Genomic DNA, 17,963 nt, shown 5'->3' with positions numbered 1-17,963 from the left:
AGAAAATTATATACATATTTTAAACAGGTGTTATGCATGTAAGAATGCATAGCTTAATAGGGAAGTTCGGTGAAAGTCCGACACGGTACCCGCCACTGTAATTCGGAGCGATCTGCACAATGTCACTGCTTTATTTTAAAGCGGGAAGACGTAGGGAGCATCGATGTTAAGTCAGGAGACCTGCCTGTTTAGATAAAACGACGAGACCTACGGGCTTATGGGGGATGTGTTTACAGAGACGAATGTATGCTTTTGTGATTAAAGCACATACCATAGTTTTTTGTGAGCATTTAAACCCACCAGGTTTAAATGCTCTTTTTAGTTTGGTCACAATTTTATATCATGGAGGTTAGTTTAAAGTGAAAAAAAGATCATTATGGGTTTACTTTGTTGTTCTGTTAGGTTTAACTAGCTATTTTTGGACGAACTCTTATCGTCCAGCCTATGCAATGCATATTATGGAAGGATTTCTACCTTTTGGTTGGGCTGTTTTTTGGTGGGTAATCACCATTCCATTTGTTGGTATTGGAATACGATCGATTACGAAAAAATTAAAAGAAAATCCTGAATTGAAATCAATGCTAGGTCTGTCTGGTGCATTTGCATTCGTTTTATCTGCGTTGAAAATTCCTTCAGTGACAGGTAGTTGCTCGCATCCAACGGGTGTAGGATTGGGGACAATTTTATTTGGTCCAACGGCAATGAGTGTCTTAGGAACAATAGTCCTTTTATTTCAATCACTATTGTTAGCCCATGGAGGAATTACTACGTTAGGCGCGAATGCCTTTTCGATGGCTGTCGTCGGACCTTTACTTTCTTACGGAATATACAAGTTTGGAAGAAAAATAAATTTATCCGTCGCCGTTTCAGTCTTTCTAGCTGCAATGTTAGGGGATTTAGGAACATATTTAGTGACATCGGTTCAATTAGCTTTAGCTTTCCCTGCTGAGGTCGGTGGATTTGTGGCTTCATTTGTTAAGTTTGCTAGTATCTTTGGTTTTACACAAGTACCTTTAGCGATTAGTGAAGGCTTACTTACGGTTATTGTGATGAACTTACTTCAAAAATATCATATGACAGAATTAAATCATTTTCCTACGATGAAGGAGGCAAGCTAACATGAGAAATGGAGTATTATTTTTATTCGTGATTCTATTAGCAATTATTCCTTTAATTTTTGTAAAAAATGCTGAATTTGGTGGAGCTGACGGGCAAGCTGAGGAAGCGATTAACGAAGTGGCACCTGACTATGAGCCATGGTTTAATGCGATATGGGAACCACCAAGTGGAGAGATTGAAAGTTTACTATTCTCGTTACAAGCGGCTCTTGGAGCCATTATTATCGGCTATGTCATTGGATATGGAAAAGCTAGAAAAAAATATTCTTCATCCAAACAATAGCGGAATGAAGGGATTCCTATGATTAAAATTGATGATTATGCTTATACGAGTGGATTAAAAAATGTTCATCCCATTGAGAAGGTCAGTTTTGCGCTGATCTTTCTCTTTTTTACAATTGTTTCAAAAAATGTTATCGTGGCTTGTCTTACCTTTACTGTAATGAGTATCGGGGTGTTATTCAAGGCGAAAATACCGTTTAAAGCATATTTGAAACTACTTTTCGCCCCTTTTGTTTTCTTAATGACAAGCTTGTTTGCAATCATATTTTCCATTGCACCTATTAATCAAGAAGGTTTAGAGATACTTTGGATGGCTCAAATAGGTTCATGGCAAATCTATATTAGCCCCTATAGTGTTCAACAATCATACCACTTGGCTACAACGATTTTAGCCAGTGTAAGCTGTTTATATTTTCTTGTTTTATCAACACCACTTCATCAATTAATGTGGGTATTAAAAAAAGCAAAACTTCCCACCGTTTTTATAGAACTAATCGGGATTACGTATAGATTTATCTTTGTATTATTGGAAAATATGTATCAAATTTATATTGCGCAATCTAGTAGGCTAGGCTATCAAAATTATAGAAGTTGGATTTCAAGCGTTGCACAGCTTATCGTAAGTCTTTTTATTAAATCGATTCGTTCAGCCAAAGACCTTCAAATCGCAATTGATAGTCGAGGTGGAGATGAACATTTGTATGACGTGGAATTATCCATGGACTATAATCGAGGGAATTTTATCATTATTTTTATTTCATTTGTAACACAATTCAGTATATTGATTTTGACATAACCATGACAGACCATTGAAAAGGAAGTAAGCAGAGTGAGCGAACCAATTGTAACGTTTGAACAAGTATCTTATCAATATGCAGATGGAACGATGGCATTAAATGAAATTAATTTTACAATTGAAAAAGGGAAGAAGATAGCCTTAATAGGGAACAATGGTGCTGGGAAATCGACCTTATTTCTTCTTTTGAACGGTATATTAAGGCCAACAAGTGGTCACATTTTTTATAACGGAAAGAAGTTGACATATAAACAAAAAGAGATTCAGCAATTAAGGCAGCAGGTCGGTATTGTATTCCAAAATCCTGAAACCCAACTTTTTTCTTCTAGTGTATATGACGATATTAAGTTTGGTCCTAAAAATTTGAATTTACCTACTGAGGAAATAGAGAGGCGAGTAAATGAAGTTCTGACATTAACAGAAACGGAATCTCTTAAAGATAAACCTCCTCACTTTTTAAGTATCGGACAGAAAAAAAGGGTAGCAATCGCTGGCATTGTTGCTATGAATCCAGAATTAATGGTGTTAGATGAACCGACAGCTGGACTCGATCCTTACTATTCAATAAGAATGATGGATATATTGAAAGACATTCATCACCGAAATCGGACGATATTATTATCAACGCATAATGTAGATTTAGCTTATGAGTGGGCAGATGAGGTGATCATCTTAAACAATGGGCATTTGTTAGCTCAAGGAACAGCTGTTGAGGTTTTTAATAAAAAAGAAATTCTCGAAAAAAGCCATTTACAAACACCATGGATTATGGAAGTGTTTGAAAGATTACAAAGAACGAATGTATCCAATAAAAAGTATCCGAGGTCGAAAGCAGAGTTGTTTGAAATAATGGAATCATGTTTTAATGGAATTAGCATTCACGTTTAAGGTGAAACTGTGACAAGTGATCGGGTATTTTTTGATGCATATTTTTTTGGCTGTGTTAAAGTCCATTGTTGATTTTTAGCTCTTTGTTGATTGGAGTGGAAGACGCTTGACTCCTGGGGGATTAGCGTTACAGGCGAGACCCCGCAGGAGCGCTAGCGACGAGGAGGCTCGGCGAACGCCCCCCGGAAAGCAAGCGTCTGGAACGGAAATCAACAGGCAAGTTTAACAGCGCCATTTTTTTAAAAACATCATTTCCATCTAAGAAGGATTTGTTCTACAAAAATTTTTAAAAAATAACTAGTTTGTCAAATTTCGAGATTATATGATATATTTAGAAAAAATTAATAAATAATTTAAATAAGTGCTCACATTTGTGAGTTTAAAGGGAAACTAGTGAAAGTCTAGTACAGCCCCCGCTACTGTAAAAGCTGATGAAATTACAATGCCACTGAGAAATTGGGAAGGTGTAAGAGTAAAAAGAAGCTTAAGTCAGGAAACCTGCTTATTTAAACGACACTTGCTTTTCGGAGGGAGAAGTATAGGCGGGACAATTTCACCTATTGTTTTTGTGTTTCAGTATGATTTCTATATACTGCATTTCACGTGCCTGTATTCCTTTTAAAAGGAGTGCAGGCATTTTTATTTGGAGGTAAGCCTATGAAAAAGGGAAAAATTTTTGTTGTTGGCTTCGGTCCCGGAGATAGTGAGCATATTACAAAACGGGCTGTAGATGCATTGCAGCAAAGTGATTGTATTATTGGCTATAAAACATACGTGGACCTAATTGAACCTTTTATAACAGCAAAATCTATCGTCAGTACGGGTATGACAGAAGAAGTGTCACGTGCACAGGATGCTGTAAAGAAAGCTGAAGCAGGTCATATTGTTTCAGTGATTTCCAGTGGAGATTCAGGCGTTTATGGTATGGCTGGATTAGTGTATGAAGTGCTTATTGAAATGGGCTGGACTGAAAAAGAAGGAATTGAGGTTGAAATTGTTCCAGGTATTTCAGCCATTAATTCATGTGCGAGTATATTGGGTGCGCCAGTCATGCATGATTCCTGCACAATCAGTCTTAGTGACCATTTAACACCATGGACTGTGATTGAAAAGCGCATTGAAGCAGCTGCGATGGCGGATTTTGTTATAGCTTTATATAATCCGAAAAGCGGTCGACGGACACGCCAAATTGTAGAGGCACAAACTATTCTATTAAAATATCGTTCTCCTAAAACACCAGTGGGACTTGTGAAAAGTGCCTATCGTGAAAATCAAAATGTAGTGCTGACAACACTGGATGAAATGCTTGAACATGATATTGGAATGCTGACAACGGTTATTATCGGAAATTCTTCTACTTTCTTTTATGACAATAAAATCATCACTCCTCGAGGCTATCAGCGTAAATATACGCTAGGTGATGAGAAGCAAAGCTTAAAACCGCATCAGCGTTTGAAAAAGGAAGCGGAACCCTGGGCATTAGATCAAGAAACAGGGGAAGCGCAGGCTGGTTATGAGAAAATTGAAAGTAAAAAACAAGAAGCAACATCGTTAGATTTGGCTTTAAAGGCTTTATCCATGGTAACTAAAACGGAAATGGAAAACCCATTTTTCGTTCAGCAACCGATCGAAAATATATTTGAATTTGCTGTTTCACCTGGTGTTGCCAATAAAATTATTAAGCCGGAGCAAATGCGTGTATTGGCAGAAATCATTGGCGAGACAGGCACCATGGAATATACACCGGATCATCGCTTTTTAGTAAAGATTCCAACCAATCAGCCTGAATCGATTGTTCAAAAACTTGAACAAAATCAGTTAACTGTTATGCCTATAGGAGATGTTTTAAATTTAAAAGCTTGTGATTTCTGCAACGGTGAAAAAGCAGAATCTATTCCATATGCAGAAGAAATTGCATCCAAATTGGGCGGCTTAAAGCTTCCAAAAGAATTACATATTGGTTTCAACGGCTGCGGTATGGCTTGTTATCGGGCAGTATTCGATGATATCGGGATCGTTTACCGTAAGAAAAAATTTGATTTATTTATTGGCGCAAAGCCGGTTGGCCGTACAGCACATGCTGCACAGCCAGTGGCTGAAGGTATTGAACCAGATCAGCTGCTGCCGTTATTAACGAATATTATAGAAGAGTACAAACAAAATGCCCATCCAAATGAGCGCCTTTTTAAATATTTTAAACGTGTGAAAAAAATTCAGTATTTTACCTACCAGGATATGAGCTCCAAGATTGAAGTCGAGCCGGCACCATGTGGAGATTAGGAGGAACCCATGATTTTATTTTTAGCAGGCACAAGTGATGCGAGAGCATTAGCCATTCAATTGCAAAATCAAGGCTATCCTTTAGTAGCAACCGTTGTCACAGAATCTGCAGCCGAAAGTTTAAGAGCCCACGACATTCCTTATCAAGTCGGGCGGTTATCTCTGGATGACATGACGGCAATTATTCAGAAGCAAAAGATGACCTGTGTCATCGATGCCAGCCATCCATATGCGGAAGAAGCGTCGAAAACCGCAATGGCCGCAGCAAAAGCATCTGATATTCCATATATTCGATATGAAAGGCCGGAAGAACAGTTTACTTCTCCCTTAATAACAGAGGTTGAAGGTTATGAAGAGGCTGCAAAATTAGCTCATTTACATAAAGGAACGATCATGCTGACAACAGGCAGCAAAACGTTAGAAATATTCACGAAATATTTACTGAATGATGAAATCCGGCTAATTTGCAGAATGCTTCCCAATATAGGGAACATGGAAAAATGCGATAGGTTAGGCATTAAACAAAAGGACATCATTGCGATCCAGGGTCCATTTTCGGAATCATTAAATAAAGCACTATGTGAGCAATATAATGTGACTCTATTAATTACAAAAGAAAGCGGAAAAGTGGGATCTGTAGATGAAAAAATGACAGCTGCTCTGCAATTAGGGATTCCAGTTATTTTAATAAAACGACCAGCGATTAAATATGAAAATTTTTGTACTTCTTTCGAAGAAGTGACTCAACTATTAGGAGGGTTTATTCATGGCAAACATGAACTTTAATACAAAATTTGTTCCTTTAACGGTAGATCCAGATAAAATATATGATCACAGCTTCGCTATTATAAAAGAAGAAATGGGCGAGCATTCATTCACAGATGAGCAATGGCTGGTAGTTCGACGTGTGATTCACGCTTCAGCAGATTTTGAGTTGGGCCGTAGCATGATTTTTACACCTGATGCCATTGAGGCAGGCGTTCAATCTATATTAGCGAGCCGACATGTCGTTGCAGATGTACAAATGATTGAAAGCGGTTCAGGACGTAAACGATTCCAAAAGCATGGCGGGGACTTGCATTGTTATATTGCTGATGAAGATGTTTCAAAGGAAGCGAAAGCCCAAGGAACAACACGTGCGATTATTTCCATGCAAAAAGCAACGCGTCTAAATGAAGGAGGAATCTATGCCATAGGCAATGCTCCAACGGCGCTGCTGGAGTTAATTCGTTTAATAAAAGATGGTGTAGCTAAACCGGATTTAATTATTGGAATGCCAGTTGGCTTTGTTTCAGCAGCGGAGTCGAAAGAGGAGTTAGCGGTGCTGGAGGGGATTCCATTTATTACGAACGTAGGTAGAAAGGGTGGCAGTACAGTGACAGTCGCTGCACTTAATGCCATTTCGATTATGGCGGATGAACGTGCAAAAGAAACGAGATAAAAAAGACCCTTCCCAAATGCGTCATGGTTACACGACTGGAGCTTGTGCAACAGCGATGACAAAGGCAGCACTGCAAGCTCTTGTCGTGGGAAAGGTACCAGATGAAATCACGATTTATTTACCGATTGGCCAGTATGCAACATTTAAAGTAACCGCATTTGAAGTGTCAGATGACCGGGTCATGTGTGAAACAATCAAAGATGCAGGGGACGACCCTGATGCTACACATCAAGCACGAATTCAGAGTACCGTTCGTTATTCAAAAGAAAACGGCGTCCATTTAGATGGCGGAATTGGTGTAGGGCGAGTAACAAAACCCGGACTGCCTGTACCAGTTGGTCAAGCTGCGATAAACCCTGTACCTCGTAAAATGATACGAGGAGTTGTACAAGAATCAATTGAAAAATATAAATTGGTTTGTGGAATTGAAGTGGTCATTTCCGTTCCAGATGGTGAAGAAATTGCTAAGAAAACATTGAATGGGCGTTTAGGCATTATAGGTGGAATTTCGATTCTAGGTACACGGGGAACAGTGGTTCCATTTTCAAGTTCTGCTTATATGGCTAGTATCGTACAAGCGATCAATGTAGCAAAAGAAGCAGGATGCGAGCATTTAGTCATTACAACTGGTGGACGCAGTGAAAAATATGCGATGCAGCAGTATCCTCATTTACCAGAAGAAGCATTTATCGAAATGGGCGATTTTGTCGGTTTTACGTTAAAAAATATTGCAAAGAAGAAGATTCCGAGAGTCTCGTTAGTAGGGATGATGGGGAAATTCTCAAAAGTTGCCCAAGGCGTTATGATGGTTCACTCAAAAAGCGCACCGATAAACTTTGAGTTTTTAGCAGGCATTGCCAATAAAGTGGGTGTTGATGAGAAGACGCAGCAAGAAATTTTGCAGGCGAATACAGCTTCACAGGTTGGTGAAATGCTTCAAGGAAACGAGGCCTTCTTTACAGCACTTTGCAAAAACTGCTGCTACTATGCACTGAATCATATGAATACTGACATAAAAGTGTCGACAACCTTGTATGCCATGAATGGAGACTGTTTAGGAAAGGCTGAGAATATTGACGAATTGGATGAAGATGATTGGTATAGGGGATAATGGCGCGGAAGGATTGCTCCCCCAATATGCCCAGTGGATCAATGAATGTGATCTACTTGTAGGTGGGGAGCGTCATTTACAATTTTTCCCTGAACATAAAAAAGAGACAAAAGTAATCAAAGGCGGTTTGTCAGCGTTAACAGCTGAATTACAGCAAGAAACACGAAATGTCGTTATTTTAGTGTCAGGTGATCCACTGTTCTATGGACTTGGCAGTGTATTAGCGAAAAAGCTTCCATTAGAGATTTATCCATATACTAGCTCGGTACAGCTTGCTTTTTCAAAAATGCAGGAAAGCTGGCAGGATGCGTATATTGTCAGCTTGCACGGCCGTTCCATTAAAGGGTTTGCACAAAGGATTGATGGGCGTAAGAAAATTGCTGTTTTAACAGATGAAACAAATTCTCCGCAGGTAATTGCAAAGTATTTAAAACGTTTTGGTATGACCGAATATGATGCTTTTGTTGCTGAAAACTTACAGGGTGAAAAAGAGCGATGCCGCTTTTTTACATTAGACGAGATGGAACAGACATCCTTTTTTCCATTGAATGTTGTGATTTTAAAACAGCGTGAGGTAGTGGAACGAGCGTCTCTTGGCATTCCGGATGATGCATTTCTTCAGAGAAAGCCAGATAAAGGATTAATTACTAAAAGAGAAATTCGAACTCTTTGTTTGCAGGAGTTAGAGCTTAAGGAAAATAGCATTGTTTGGGATATTGGAACCTGCACAGGTTCAGTTGCGATTGAAGCAGGGAAAATAGCACGGGAAGGTGCCGTGTATGCAATCGAAAAAAATGAGGGTGACCTTGAAAACTGCCTGGAAAATCAATTGAAACATCGTACAGATTTTGTAGCAGTGCTGGGGAAGGCTCCTGACCGTCTGGATGAATTTCCAGATCCAAATGCGATTTTTATTGGCGGAAACGGCGGAAATATGGAGCATTTACTGCATACCTGTATTTCACGCATACAGGCAAATGGCCGGCTAGTTATGAATATTGCTACGATCGAAAATTTGGCAGAAGCGCTTCAACATCTAAAGGCATTAGGCTGTGAAGTATCGATATTACAGGCACAAATTTCAAAAAGTAAGCCAATTTTAAATTTAACGCGCTTTGAACCGTTAAATCCAATCTATATTGTGACAGCAAAGAAGGGAAAAGACCAATGAAAATAGGAACTTTATATGGATTAGGTGTAGGGCCTGGTGATCCAGAATTAATCACTGTAAAAGCATTTCGTAAATTACAGGAAAGCCCAGTCATTGCTTATCCAAAAAAATTAAAAGGCAGTAAGTCTTATGCCCATCGGATTGTGGAAGTGTATATTAACCCGGCAGAAAAAGAGATGCTTGGTTTAGTATTCCCCATGACAAAAGATGAAGATATCCTGCGCGCTGAGTGGACAAAATCAGTAGAAGCTATTTATAGCTATTTAGTTCAGGGAAAAGATGTAGCATTTGTAACAGAAGGGGATCCGATGCTGTTCAGCACATTTATTCATTTAATGAACTTAATGAAATCGATGCACCCTGATGTCCCGATGGAAACGGTAGCGGGTATTTCATCCTTTAATGGTTCTGTTAATCGTTTAGGGATTCCATTAGCCGATGGTGATGATCATGTGGCCATGATTCCTGCAACGGAGGATATCGAGGAAATGCGCCGGGTGATAGAAACTCATGATGCGATCGTCTTTATCAAAGTAGCCAAAGTATTAGATGCTATGCTGGATTTATTAGAGGAAATGAATTTATTAGAAAAAACACATGTTGTTACAAAAGTTACATCTGACGAAGAGGTTATTTGGAATGTCCAAGATCTTCGAGGTGCTGAATTAAATTACTTGTCATGTATGGTGGTGCGCAAATAATGAAGAAAATTTGGATTATCGGAGCAGGGCCGGGAGATCCGGATTTAATAACGGTAAAAGGTTTGAAGCTATTAAAAGAAGCAGATGTAGTAATGTATACCGATTCGCTCGTAAGCGAGACATTAGTTTCTGAAGCGAAGGAGTCGGCAGAGATTCTTCGTACAGCAGGGATGCATCTACAGGAAATGGTGGATTGTATCGTCGAGCGTGTCAATGCAGGCAAAACGGTTGTACGTTTACATACAGGTGACCCGGCGATGTACGGGGCAACGATGGAGCAAGTGGCGCTGCTAAAGCAACATGATATCAGCTATGAAGTTGTTCCAGGTGTAAGTTCTGTTTTTGCATCTGCAGCAGCAGTTGGGGCAGAGCTAACGATTCCTGATTTAACGCAAACGCTTATTTTAACAAGGGCTGAAGGGCGTACCCCTGTGCCAGAACGAGAAAAATTACAGGCACTGGCCAGCCATCACTGTACGATTGCCATGTTTTTAAGTGCGACATTAACTAAGAAAATAACAAAAGAATTGCAGGCAGCGGGATGGGCAGACGATACACCAGTTGCTGTTGTGCAGCGTGCTTCGTGGCCAGACCAAAAAATTGTTCGTACAACACTGGCTGAATTAGATGAAGCCATGCGTGTCAATGGTATTCGTAAGCATGCTATGATTCTGGCAGGCTGGGCATTAGACCCAAATATCCATGAAAAAAATTATCGTTCGAAGCTATATGACAAAACCTTTACTCATGGCTTCCGTAAAGGTGTGAATGCGAATGATTAGTTTACGAGAAGGCGAAATTCCTGTAATCGATAAGCGCAAACCTTATGCCCTTGTAGCCATTACGAAACATGGGGTGGCACATGCAAGAAGCTATGCAGAAAAATTTCCGTATGCGGACCTATATTATATGAAGAAATTCGAGCATGGCGACGAAGAGGCACGCCAAATTCAATTATTTGATGGTACGGTTCGCCTATTATTGCCCGCTTTATTCCAGCAATATAAAGGGATCATTTGCATCATTTCACTCGGTGCGGTCGTGCGTATGATTGCTCCGCTTTTGATTGATAAAAAGAAAGATCCTGCTGTGTTAGTGGTTGATGATAAAGGCCAGTTTGTCGTCAGCGTATTATCAGGGCATATTGGCGGTGCCAATGCCTTAACCCATGAATTTGCCCATGCAATTGGGGCAACACCGGTTGTGACAACCGCGTCAGATGTTCAAAAAACAATTCCCGTCGATTTATTTGGCGCACAATTTGGGTGGATGTGGGATAGTGAAGAAAAATTAACACCTGTCAGTGCATCGGTTGTCAATGAAGAGCATGTTGCAATTGTGCAGGAAACAGGAGAAAAAAATTGGTGGATGTACGATAACTCGATGCCGGACAATTTAAAAATTTATCCATCGATAAATGATGCGATAGTGGCAAAGCCAGAAGCGTCACTACTAATTACAGATAGAATCATTGAGCCGCATGAAGAAGTCCTGCTCAAGAACGGCGTGATGTATAGACCGAAATCAATTGTACTTGGCATCGGCTGTAATCGCGGAACGGCAATGGCTGAAATTGAACAAGTAATCGATGAAACATTATCGGAGCTGCGTTTGAGCAAAAAAAGTGTCAAAGCCGTTGCGTCTATTAATCTAAAGAAAAACGAAGAAGGCTTGCTTGAATTAACTGCAAAATATAACTGGCCGTTTGTTACATATACTTCTGAACAGTTGAATGAAATACCGATGGAAAATCCGTCGGAAACAGTCTTTAAATACACAGGTGCATATGGTGTCAGTGAGCCGGCTGCATTGCGATATGCGAATGCAAAGGAACTGCTACTAGAGAAAAAGAAAAGCGGTAATGTGACAATCAGCATTACACGCGTCAACTTCGAGGAGGGATGATCATGAATCGATTTGTTTTAGCCGGCACAGGAAGCGGTGTTGGGAAAACAACGTTTACCATAGGAATCATGCGTGCGCTTATGAAGCGTGGTTTAACGGTACAGGGCTTTAAATGCGGTCCTGATTATATTGACCCAACCTATCATACAGCTGTCACCAAACGCCCTTCTCGAAATATCGATAGTTTCATGATGTCCCATGATACAGTTCGTGCCATTGTTGCAAGAGCGAGCCAAGATGCAGATGCAGCAATTATTGAAGGAGTCATGGGATTTTATGATGGCAAATCCCCATTATCAAATGAAGGCTCTGCTGCACATATTAGTGAGATTACAAAAAGTCCCGTCATTTTAATTGTCAATGCGGCAAGTATGGCAAGAAGTACGGCTGCGATTGTCAAAGGGTTTCAATTGTTAGATGAAAATTCAAATATTGTTGGTGTTATTGCCAATCAATTAGGAAGTAAAAGCCATTTTGAAATTATCAAAACAGCAATTGAACAAGAATGTGGAATTCCCGTCATTGGTTATTTGCCGAAAGGTGCTGTACCTACGATGCCTAGTCGTCATCTAGGTTTAGTGCCTGCCATTGAACGTGGAGATTTAGATTCTTATTTTGATAGTCTTGCAGCAGCAATCGAAGAAACAGTGGATATTAAACAGCTGCTTGAAATTACAAAAGCACGGCCACTGGAGGTTACTTCATCAATTTTTGATGTACAGCCAGAAAGACAGGAAATACATATCGCCATTGCAAAGGATGCCGCTTTTAACTTCTATTATGAAGAAAATTTAGAATTACTCCGTGCATATGGTGCTACATTGCATTACTTCTCACCTTTACAAAATGAGGAAGTGCCTATAAAAGCGCAGGGGTTGTATATCGGCGGCGGTTTCCCGGAAGAATTTGCAGAAAGCTTGGCGCAAAATGAGGCAGTGAAGCAATCCATAAGAGCCGCACTTGAACGAGGGCTGCCAACATTAGCAGAATGCGGCGGTTTTATGTATTTAACAGAAGAAATTGTGAATCGTCAAGGCCAAGCTTTCCCGATGATTGGGATCATTCCAGGACGTGTGCGGATGCAAGATAAATTGGCAGCTCTTGGCTACCGGGAGATTACAGGTGTGCCTGGCAACTTTCTGATTAATGAAAAGGAGCAGGCCAAAGGGCATGAGTTCCATTACTCAACGTATGAGGGGGAAATATCATCATCTGCTTATTTTAGTAAAGGCCGCTTTCGTGCTCAGAAGGAAGGTTATCTACATAAAAATATTGTGGCTGGCTATACACATTTTCATTTTGCTTCGAATCCACAGCTTGTGAAAAATTGGCTGACAGCATGTTTGGAGGTAAACAATGAATTATTTCCCATTGTTAATGAACATTGAATATAAAAAGGTTGTGATTGTTGGTGGCGGCCATGTAGCACGTCAAAAGGTGGAAGCGCTGCTGCCAACGAATGCTCAAGTGACAGTAATAAGCCCGGCGGTAACTGAAAAATTACAGCACTACATTAATGAAGGGCTTGTGACATGGAAAGAAAAAGCATTTGAACCAGCTGACCTAGATGATGCAGCACTAATTTTCGCTGTTACAGATAACGAAGAAGTAAACAATGCAGTGGAAGAAGCAGCTCAGCATTGGCAGTTACTCAGTCGTGCGGATGCAAAAGGACGTGTTGATTTCATCAATCCAGCAGTCGTTCGCCGCGGTGAATTCGTTGTGACTGTATCGACGTCTGGAGCCAGTCCAGGTCTGACACGCCAAGTAAAGACTGATTTAGAAGATCAATTTGGAGAGCATTACGCGCAGTATGTTTCTTTTTTAAAGGAAGCACGTCAACGAATATTAAAAGAGTTTAAGGGCGATATGAAAAAACAGCTATTAGCAGAGCTCCTCGATCCCCAGTTATTACAGTGGGTGGAGCAAGGTGAAAAACATAAATGTGAGGCGTGGCTTCTACAGCGTATGGGAGAAAAACAGTGAGCGGATTTGTATATATTGTAGGAGCTGGTCCTGGTGACCCAAAACTATTGACGATTCGTGGATTGGAGTGCATTCAGCTAGCAGATGTGATCTTATATGACCGTCTGGTGAATGCTGAATTATTAAAACATGCAAAAGCTGACGCCCAGCTGATTTATTGTGGAAAAGAACCAGGCAGGCATGGACTCATTCAGGATGAAATTCATCGTGTGCTAGTGGAACAAGCCAATCTTGGCAATCAGGTTCTCCGCTTAAAAGGCGGTGACCCCTTTGTCTTTGGACGAGGTGCAGAAGAAGCAACGATTTTACGACAAGCTAATATTCCATTTGAAATCGTGCCTGGTATTACAGCAGGGATTGCCGCGCCTGCCTATGCAGGGATTCCTGTGACACATCGTGATCATGCAGCAAGCTTTGCGATTGTAACAGGTCATGGCCGCCCGGAAAAGGAGCAGGACTTTTTAAATTGGTCCGCGCTTGCTCAAATTGATACGGTAGCTTTTTATATGAGCATTGGCAATATCGCACATATTACGAAAAGCTTAATCACATATGGCAAAAGTGAAACAACCCCTGTAGCTGTCATTGAATGGGGCACAACAAAAAACCAACGAACGATTACTGGCAATCTCTCAACCATTGCAAAGGATATTGAAATCCATGGTCTTAAGAATCCATCCATGATTTTAGTTGGTGATGTTGTTGGGGTAAGGGATCAAATTGCCTGGTTTACAGAAAAGGAGCATGAATTATGTTAGAAGCATTAAAAAAACGCCGTGCGATTCGCCAATTTGAAACCCGCGAAGTGGAACGCGGCAAAATTGAGAGTTTACTAGAAGCAGCAACGTATGCACCAAATGACCGCATGCGTGAGCCCTGGCATTTCTATGTATTACAAGGCGACAGCTTAAAACGTTATGAGCAAGTGGCACTTGATTATTTACAAAAACGCTTCCCAACAAAGCCACATTTAGTAGAAAGTTCAATGGAAGCAATCACAAAGACACCACTTATTATTGTGGTGACATCTGCGATTGTCGATGGAGATGATGGTGCAACAAAAGATAATACATTTGCAGTCAGCAGTGCGATAATGTCGATGTGGTTAATGGCCGAACAGCTTGGTTTAGGGCTGGTATGGCGTACACGTGGTGTTGGTTTAGTGCATGATACACCGTTGCATGATTTTATTGGTGCATTAGATCAAGAGCAATTAGTAGGAACGTTATGCATCGGTTATCCTGCAGAAGAAATTACTTCCGCAAAAAAGCGTACTCCATTCGCTGAAAAAACAACTTGGCTATAAGGAGGTTTATACATGGCACAGGGGATGCTGTTAGTTTATACAGGCGAAGGCAAAGGAAAAACAACCGCTTCACTGGGTGTCGCATTACGCGCAATTGGCCGCGGCATGAAGGTGAAATACTTTCAATTTATTAAATCACCTGACCGTACATATGGTGAACAAATTGCCCTGCGAAAACTTGGGGTTGAAACAGTTCAATTAGGTGTCGGTTTTACTTGGACCAAAACACCGGAGGAGCATCGCGAAGCACTTGCGAAAGCCTGGCAGATTGTAAAAGAAGAGCTAAAAGACGAAACAACAGACCTATTAGTACTGGATGAACTGAATAATGCATTAGCCATCACACGTTTTCCTATCGACGATGTATTGCCATTACCAGAGGTGTTAGAGGCCATACAAAACCGTCCCCAAACGATGCACTTGGTCATTACAGGCCGCTCTGCACATCCATCTCTTCTCGCTTTAGCCGATTTAGTGTCAACCATTGATGCAACAAAACATTATTATGCTGATCAGGATGTCAAAGCGATGAAGGGTCTTGAGTTTTAAGCAGCCTGGACGGATGAATCCCATTTTACCTGAAATTATAGGGGGTAGGGTATCGGATTTGGTTTAACATGGTAAACACTATGCAAAAAGATCCTGTGTCTCGTCGTGAACAGAGTTTTGAGCAAGTAATGCCCGAAGTGGGTAAATGTTGTCGAAATTGAGGAGAAAATTCAATGATAAAAGAATCACCTTTGCAACTTGATTTTGAAAAGCTCTGGAAGGAAGGCATGTTGGATTGGCATGGCAAAATGCCGGAACGAATGGTTGATGATGATCTAGAAGAAGCATTTTGGGCGCAGTCCATGAAGAAAAAGACATACAAACAGACAGATGACTACGCGAAAGAAATTTACGAAAAAGTGAAACAGCATATCCCGCGAAATTCAAGCTGTATCGAAATTGGGCCGGGATGGGGCAACTATACATTCCCACTTAGCAAAGATGTCAGAAGTTTAACGTTAGTGGATGGTTCAGAAAGTGTGCTTGCATATTTACAACAATACTTTGAAAACGATGCACCTGTGCAGTTCGTTCATAGTAAATGGGAAGAAGCACAAATTGAGCCACATGATGTTGTAATTGGCGTGAACTGCTTTTATCGTTTGTATGAAATGAATGAAGCGCTGAAGAAAATGAATGCATTAGCCAAAAAGCGTGTCATTATCGGGTTAACCACAGGGCCCATTCAGCCGCATTACGTCATTTTGGATGAGCAGTTTGGCTATGAAATTAAATATCCGCGCCGAGATTATATTATGATCGTCAATATCCTGTATCAGTTAGGGATTTATGCAGATTGTGAAATGCTCAAACTAGAGCGGATATATCGTTATGATACATTAGAACAACTATATACAGCACAAAGTAAAAAAATCTTATCTCCACAGATTGAAATTGCCCATTTGAAAACATCGCTCGAACGCTTTATTACAATGGAGGATGGCAAGTACGTGTACCGTCATCCATTCTATGCTGCGATCATTAGCTGGGAGCCTCGGAAGTTACATGACTAAGTTTTGGGGGAGGTTATTTTATGACAACTTGGAATTTAACGCAAATGCAACGTCACTTACTCATTTGCAATGGGGCAACCTGTATGGGAGCAGGAGCTGAAGACGTCACTCAGCAAATCCGGGATGAGATCCGTAAAAACCGTTTAGATGAACATATTCATACATCGCGTACACGCTGTAACGGCCGCTGTAAAGATAAATGCGTCGTAATTGATTACCCAAAAGGGACATGGTATTCAGTTCAACATGAAGAAACCGCACGTGATATTGTTCATGAAGCAGTTGAAGAAGATGCGATCATTTATTCAATGGAGCATGGTGAGAGGAAACGCTCCGAAAACCGCATTAAAGGAATTGATAAATACAAGAAAGGTAAAGGACCGATGAAAAAAGCTGTATTATTTGTTGGACATGGCAGCAGGCTGGAGGCAGGGAATACAGAAGTTCTCGAATTTGTTGCGCAAATGAAAGAATACATCGATCCAGCCCTTTTAGTAGAAACCTGTTTTTTAGAATTTGCATCACCAAATATTGAAGATGGGATTCAGCTGTGTATTGAAAAAGGTGCAGATGAAATCCATGTAATTCCCATCATATTATTACATGCAGGACACTCAAAACTGCACATTCCTGCAGAAATCGAACATGCTAAAGAGCATTTCCCAGATGTCCAATTTACCTATGGCCAAACGATAGGTGTTCATGAGGAAGTTTTGGAAATTTTAAAAACAAGACTTGCTGAAACTGGTTTTGATGTGAATCAAAAGCATGAGGATACGGCTATTTTATTAATTGGACGAGGTGGCAGCGATCCATATGCTAATGGTGATTTTTATAAAATCAGCAGATTATTATGGGAAAAATTAAATGTATCAATAGTTGAAAGTGCCTTTATGGGGGTAACGACGCCAACTGTACAGGACGGGATGGAACGCTGTATTAAATTAGGTGCAAAAAAAATCATTATGCTGCCGTATTTTTTATTTACGGGAATTTTAATGGAAAGAATGAATACAATGGCGGAACAGTTTAAGGAGTCTTATCCGCATGTATCCATTGATATTGCAGAATATTTTGGCTATCATCCAAAGTTAAGAACGGTCCTGTTAGAACGTATGAATCAGGCATTAAACGGTACTTCGACTGGAATGCAAGATTTAGAAAATTTCCGTAAATATGCGGTAGAACATGGGTATGAACATCACCATCATCATTAAAGGACAACAGGTTTTGGTTTTATAGCCCGGTTTTACTTTATGGTCTTTTGGCAATCATGGATCACATACGAGATTGATGAATTAGTAAGTATTGGTGTTACTCATTATTTAATCACAGTATATATTCTGGCTAAACAAGTCACCCATCCATACTTAAACATACCATGCAGTCGACTATGGCTGCATGGTATGTTTTTTC

19 protein-coding genes and 2 riboswitches are annotated in these 17,963 nt (G+C 40.3%); all 19 genes read left to right on the top strand.

What is annotated here, in order from left to right; all coding sequences use genetic code 11:
* Window positions 1–8 precede the first annotated feature (8 nt).
* Window positions 9–202, top strand: a riboswitch (cobalamin riboswitch).
* 157 nt (window positions 203–359) lie between these two features.
* Complete coding sequence (locus G3O09_RS03660; protein WP_420850321.1) at window positions 360–1,118, top strand: energy-coupling factor ABC transporter permease; 759 nt, start codon at window positions 360–362, stop codon at window positions 1,116–1,118.
* A gap of 1 nt (window position 1,119) precedes the next feature.
* Complete coding sequence (locus tag G3O09_RS03655) at window positions 1,120–1,401, top strand: energy-coupling factor ABC transporter substrate-binding protein (RefSeq protein ID WP_163100126.1); 282 nt, start codon at window positions 1,120–1,122, stop codon at window positions 1,399–1,401.
* An 18-nt stretch (window positions 1,402–1,419) separates the two neighbouring features.
* Entirely contained in the window at window positions 1,420–2,196 is a 777-nt protein-coding gene (gene cbiQ / locus G3O09_RS03650) for a cobalt ECF transporter T component CbiQ (RefSeq protein ID WP_163100125.1), read from the top strand.
* 33 nt (window positions 2,197–2,229) lie between these two features.
* Window positions 2,230–3,084, top strand: coding sequence for an energy-coupling factor ABC transporter ATP-binding protein (locus G3O09_RS03645; protein WP_240338321.1), 855 nt, complete (start codon window positions 2,230–2,232; stop codon window positions 3,082–3,084).
* A gap of 342 nt (window positions 3,085–3,426) precedes the next feature.
* A riboswitch (cobalamin riboswitch) is annotated at window positions 3,427–3,604 on the top strand.
* 137 nt (window positions 3,605–3,741) lie between these two features.
* Window positions 3,742–5,364, top strand: a complete 1,623-nt coding sequence (gene cobJ, locus G3O09_RS03640) for a precorrin-3B C(17)-methyltransferase (RefSeq protein WP_163100124.1) — start codon at window positions 3,742–3,744, stop codon at window positions 5,362–5,364.
* 9 nt (window positions 5,365–5,373) lie between these two features.
* Window positions 5,374–6,150: a precorrin-6A reductase gene (gene cobK, locus G3O09_RS03635; RefSeq protein WP_163100123.1), complete on the top strand. Its 777-nt coding sequence runs from the start codon at window positions 5,374–5,376 to the stop codon at window positions 6,148–6,150.
* On the top strand, window positions 6,131–6,805 hold the full coding sequence (locus tag G3O09_RS03630; protein ID WP_163100122.1) for a precorrin-8X methylmutase: 675 nt from the start codon (window positions 6,131–6,133) through the stop codon (window positions 6,803–6,805). Before cobK ends, G3O09_RS03630 begins: the two co-directional genes overlap by 20 nt.
* Window positions 6,780–7,916, top strand: a complete 1,137-nt coding sequence (locus G3O09_RS03625) for a cobalt-precorrin-5B (C(1))-methyltransferase (protein ID WP_163100121.1) — start codon at window positions 6,780–6,782, stop codon at window positions 7,914–7,916. The genes G3O09_RS03630 and G3O09_RS03625 overlap by 26 nt, the downstream gene beginning before the upstream one ends.
* Window positions 7,891–9,087 carry a precorrin-6y C5,15-methyltransferase (decarboxylating) subunit CbiE gene (gene cbiE, locus G3O09_RS03620; protein WP_163100269.1) on the top strand — a complete coding sequence of 399 codons (1,197 nt, stop codon included), beginning with the start codon at window positions 7,891–7,893 and terminating at the stop codon, window positions 9,085–9,087. Before G3O09_RS03625 ends, cbiE begins: the two co-directional genes overlap by 26 nt.
* A complete protein-coding gene (gene cobI, locus G3O09_RS03615) occupies window positions 9,084–9,788 on the top strand; it encodes a precorrin-2 C(20)-methyltransferase (RefSeq protein ID WP_163100120.1) in 705 nt (234 codons plus the stop codon). Before cbiE ends, cobI begins: the two co-directional genes overlap by 4 nt.
* The gene (gene cobM / locus G3O09_RS03610) at window positions 9,788–10,570 is read left to right on the top strand and encodes a precorrin-4 C(11)-methyltransferase (protein WP_163100119.1); all 783 of its coding nucleotides are present in this window, start codon (window positions 9,788–9,790) and stop codon (window positions 10,568–10,570) included. The genes cobI and cobM overlap by 1 nt, the downstream gene beginning before the upstream one ends.
* Window positions 10,563–11,693 (top strand): cobalt-precorrin 5A hydrolase, encoded by a 1,131-nt coding sequence (locus G3O09_RS03605; protein ID WP_163100118.1) that lies wholly within the window; start codon window positions 10,563–10,565, stop codon window positions 11,691–11,693. The genes cobM and G3O09_RS03605 overlap by 8 nt, the downstream gene beginning before the upstream one ends.
* Window positions 11,694–11,695: 2 nt before the next feature.
* Window positions 11,696–13,081, top strand: a complete 1,386-nt coding sequence (locus G3O09_RS03600) for a cobyrinic acid a,c-diamide synthase CobB (RefSeq protein WP_163100117.1) — start codon at window positions 11,696–11,698, stop codon at window positions 13,079–13,081.
* Entirely contained in the window at window positions 13,050–13,679 is a 630-nt protein-coding gene (locus G3O09_RS03595; protein WP_163100116.1) for a precorrin-2 dehydrogenase/sirohydrochlorin ferrochelatase family protein, read from the top strand. Before G3O09_RS03600 ends, G3O09_RS03595 begins: the two co-directional genes overlap by 32 nt.
* A complete protein-coding gene (gene cobA, locus G3O09_RS03590) occupies window positions 13,676–14,437 on the top strand; it encodes a uroporphyrinogen-III C-methyltransferase (protein ID WP_163100115.1) in 762 nt (253 codons plus the stop codon). The genes G3O09_RS03595 and cobA overlap by 4 nt, the downstream gene beginning before the upstream one ends.
* Window positions 14,431–14,985 carry a nitroreductase family protein gene (locus tag G3O09_RS03585; protein ID WP_163100114.1) on the top strand — a complete coding sequence of 185 codons (555 nt, stop codon included), beginning with the start codon at window positions 14,431–14,433 and terminating at the stop codon, window positions 14,983–14,985. Before cobA ends, G3O09_RS03585 begins: the two co-directional genes overlap by 7 nt.
* A 12-nt stretch (window positions 14,986–14,997) precedes the next feature.
* A complete protein-coding gene (locus tag G3O09_RS03580; protein ID WP_163100113.1) occupies window positions 14,998–15,534 on the top strand; it encodes a cob(I)yrinic acid a,c-diamide adenosyltransferase in 537 nt (178 codons plus the stop codon).
* Window positions 15,535–15,707: 173 nt separating this feature from the next.
* On the top strand, window positions 15,708–16,547 hold the full coding sequence (locus tag G3O09_RS03575; RefSeq protein ID WP_163100112.1) for a class I SAM-dependent methyltransferase: 840 nt from the start codon (window positions 15,708–15,710) through the stop codon (window positions 16,545–16,547).
* A 20-nt stretch (window positions 16,548–16,567) separates the two neighbouring features.
* Window positions 16,568–17,764 carry a CbiX/SirB N-terminal domain-containing protein gene (locus tag G3O09_RS03570; protein WP_163100111.1) on the top strand — a complete coding sequence of 399 codons (1,197 nt, stop codon included), beginning with the start codon at window positions 16,568–16,570 and terminating at the stop codon, window positions 17,762–17,764.
* Window positions 17,765–17,963 lie beyond the last annotated feature (199 nt).

Source organism: Peribacillus alkalitolerans, from assembly GCF_010882125.1.
Taxonomy (GTDB): Bacteria; Bacillota; Bacilli; order Bacillales; family DSM-1321; genus Bacillus_BN; species Bacillus_BN alkalitolerans.
This window is presented reverse-complemented; position numbering and strand designations above follow the sequence as displayed.

Coding starts and splice junctions, on each gene's coding strand:
- G3O09_RS03655 (WP_163100126.1), top strand. CDS start 1,120: ATGAGAAATGGAGTATTATTTTTATTCGTGATTCTATTAGCAATTATT.
- cbiQ (WP_163100125.1), top strand. CDS start 1,420: ATGATTAAAATTGATGATTATGCTTATACGAGTGGATTAAAAAATGTT.
- cobJ (WP_163100124.1), top strand. CDS start 3,742: ATGAAAAAGGGAAAAATTTTTGTTGTTGGCTTCGGTCCCGGAGATAGT.
- cobK (WP_163100123.1), top strand. CDS start 5,374: ATGATTTTATTTTTAGCAGGCACAAGTGATGCGAGAGCATTAGCCATT.
- G3O09_RS03630 (WP_163100122.1), top strand. CDS start 6,131: ATGGCAAACATGAACTTTAATACAAAATTTGTTCCTTTAACGGTAGAT.
- G3O09_RS03625 (WP_163100121.1), top strand. CDS start 6,780: ATGAACGTGCAAAAGAAACGAGATAAAAAAGACCCTTCCCAAATGCGT.
- cbiE (WP_163100269.1), top strand. CDS start 7,891: ATGAAGATGATTGGTATAGGGGATAATGGCGCGGAAGGATTGCTCCCC.
- cobI (WP_163100120.1), top strand. CDS start 9,084: ATGAAAATAGGAACTTTATATGGATTAGGTGTAGGGCCTGGTGATCCA.
- cobM (WP_163100119.1), top strand. CDS start 9,788: ATGAAGAAAATTTGGATTATCGGAGCAGGGCCGGGAGATCCGGATTTA.
- G3O09_RS03605 (WP_163100118.1), top strand. CDS start 10,563: ATGATTAGTTTACGAGAAGGCGAAATTCCTGTAATCGATAAGCGCAAA.
- G3O09_RS03600 (WP_163100117.1), top strand. CDS start 11,696: ATGAATCGATTTGTTTTAGCCGGCACAGGAAGCGGTGTTGGGAAAACA.
- G3O09_RS03595 (WP_163100116.1), top strand. CDS start 13,050: ATGAATTATTTCCCATTGTTAATGAACATTGAATATAAAAAGGTTGTG.
- G3O09_RS03585 (WP_163100114.1), top strand. CDS start 14,431: ATGTTAGAAGCATTAAAAAAACGCCGTGCGATTCGCCAATTTGAAACC.
- G3O09_RS03580 (WP_163100113.1), top strand. CDS start 14,998: ATGGCACAGGGGATGCTGTTAGTTTATACAGGCGAAGGCAAAGGAAAA.
- G3O09_RS03575 (WP_163100112.1), top strand. CDS start 15,708: ATGATAAAAGAATCACCTTTGCAACTTGATTTTGAAAAGCTCTGGAAG.
- G3O09_RS03570 (WP_163100111.1), top strand. CDS start 16,568: ATGACAACTTGGAATTTAACGCAAATGCAACGTCACTTACTCATTTGC.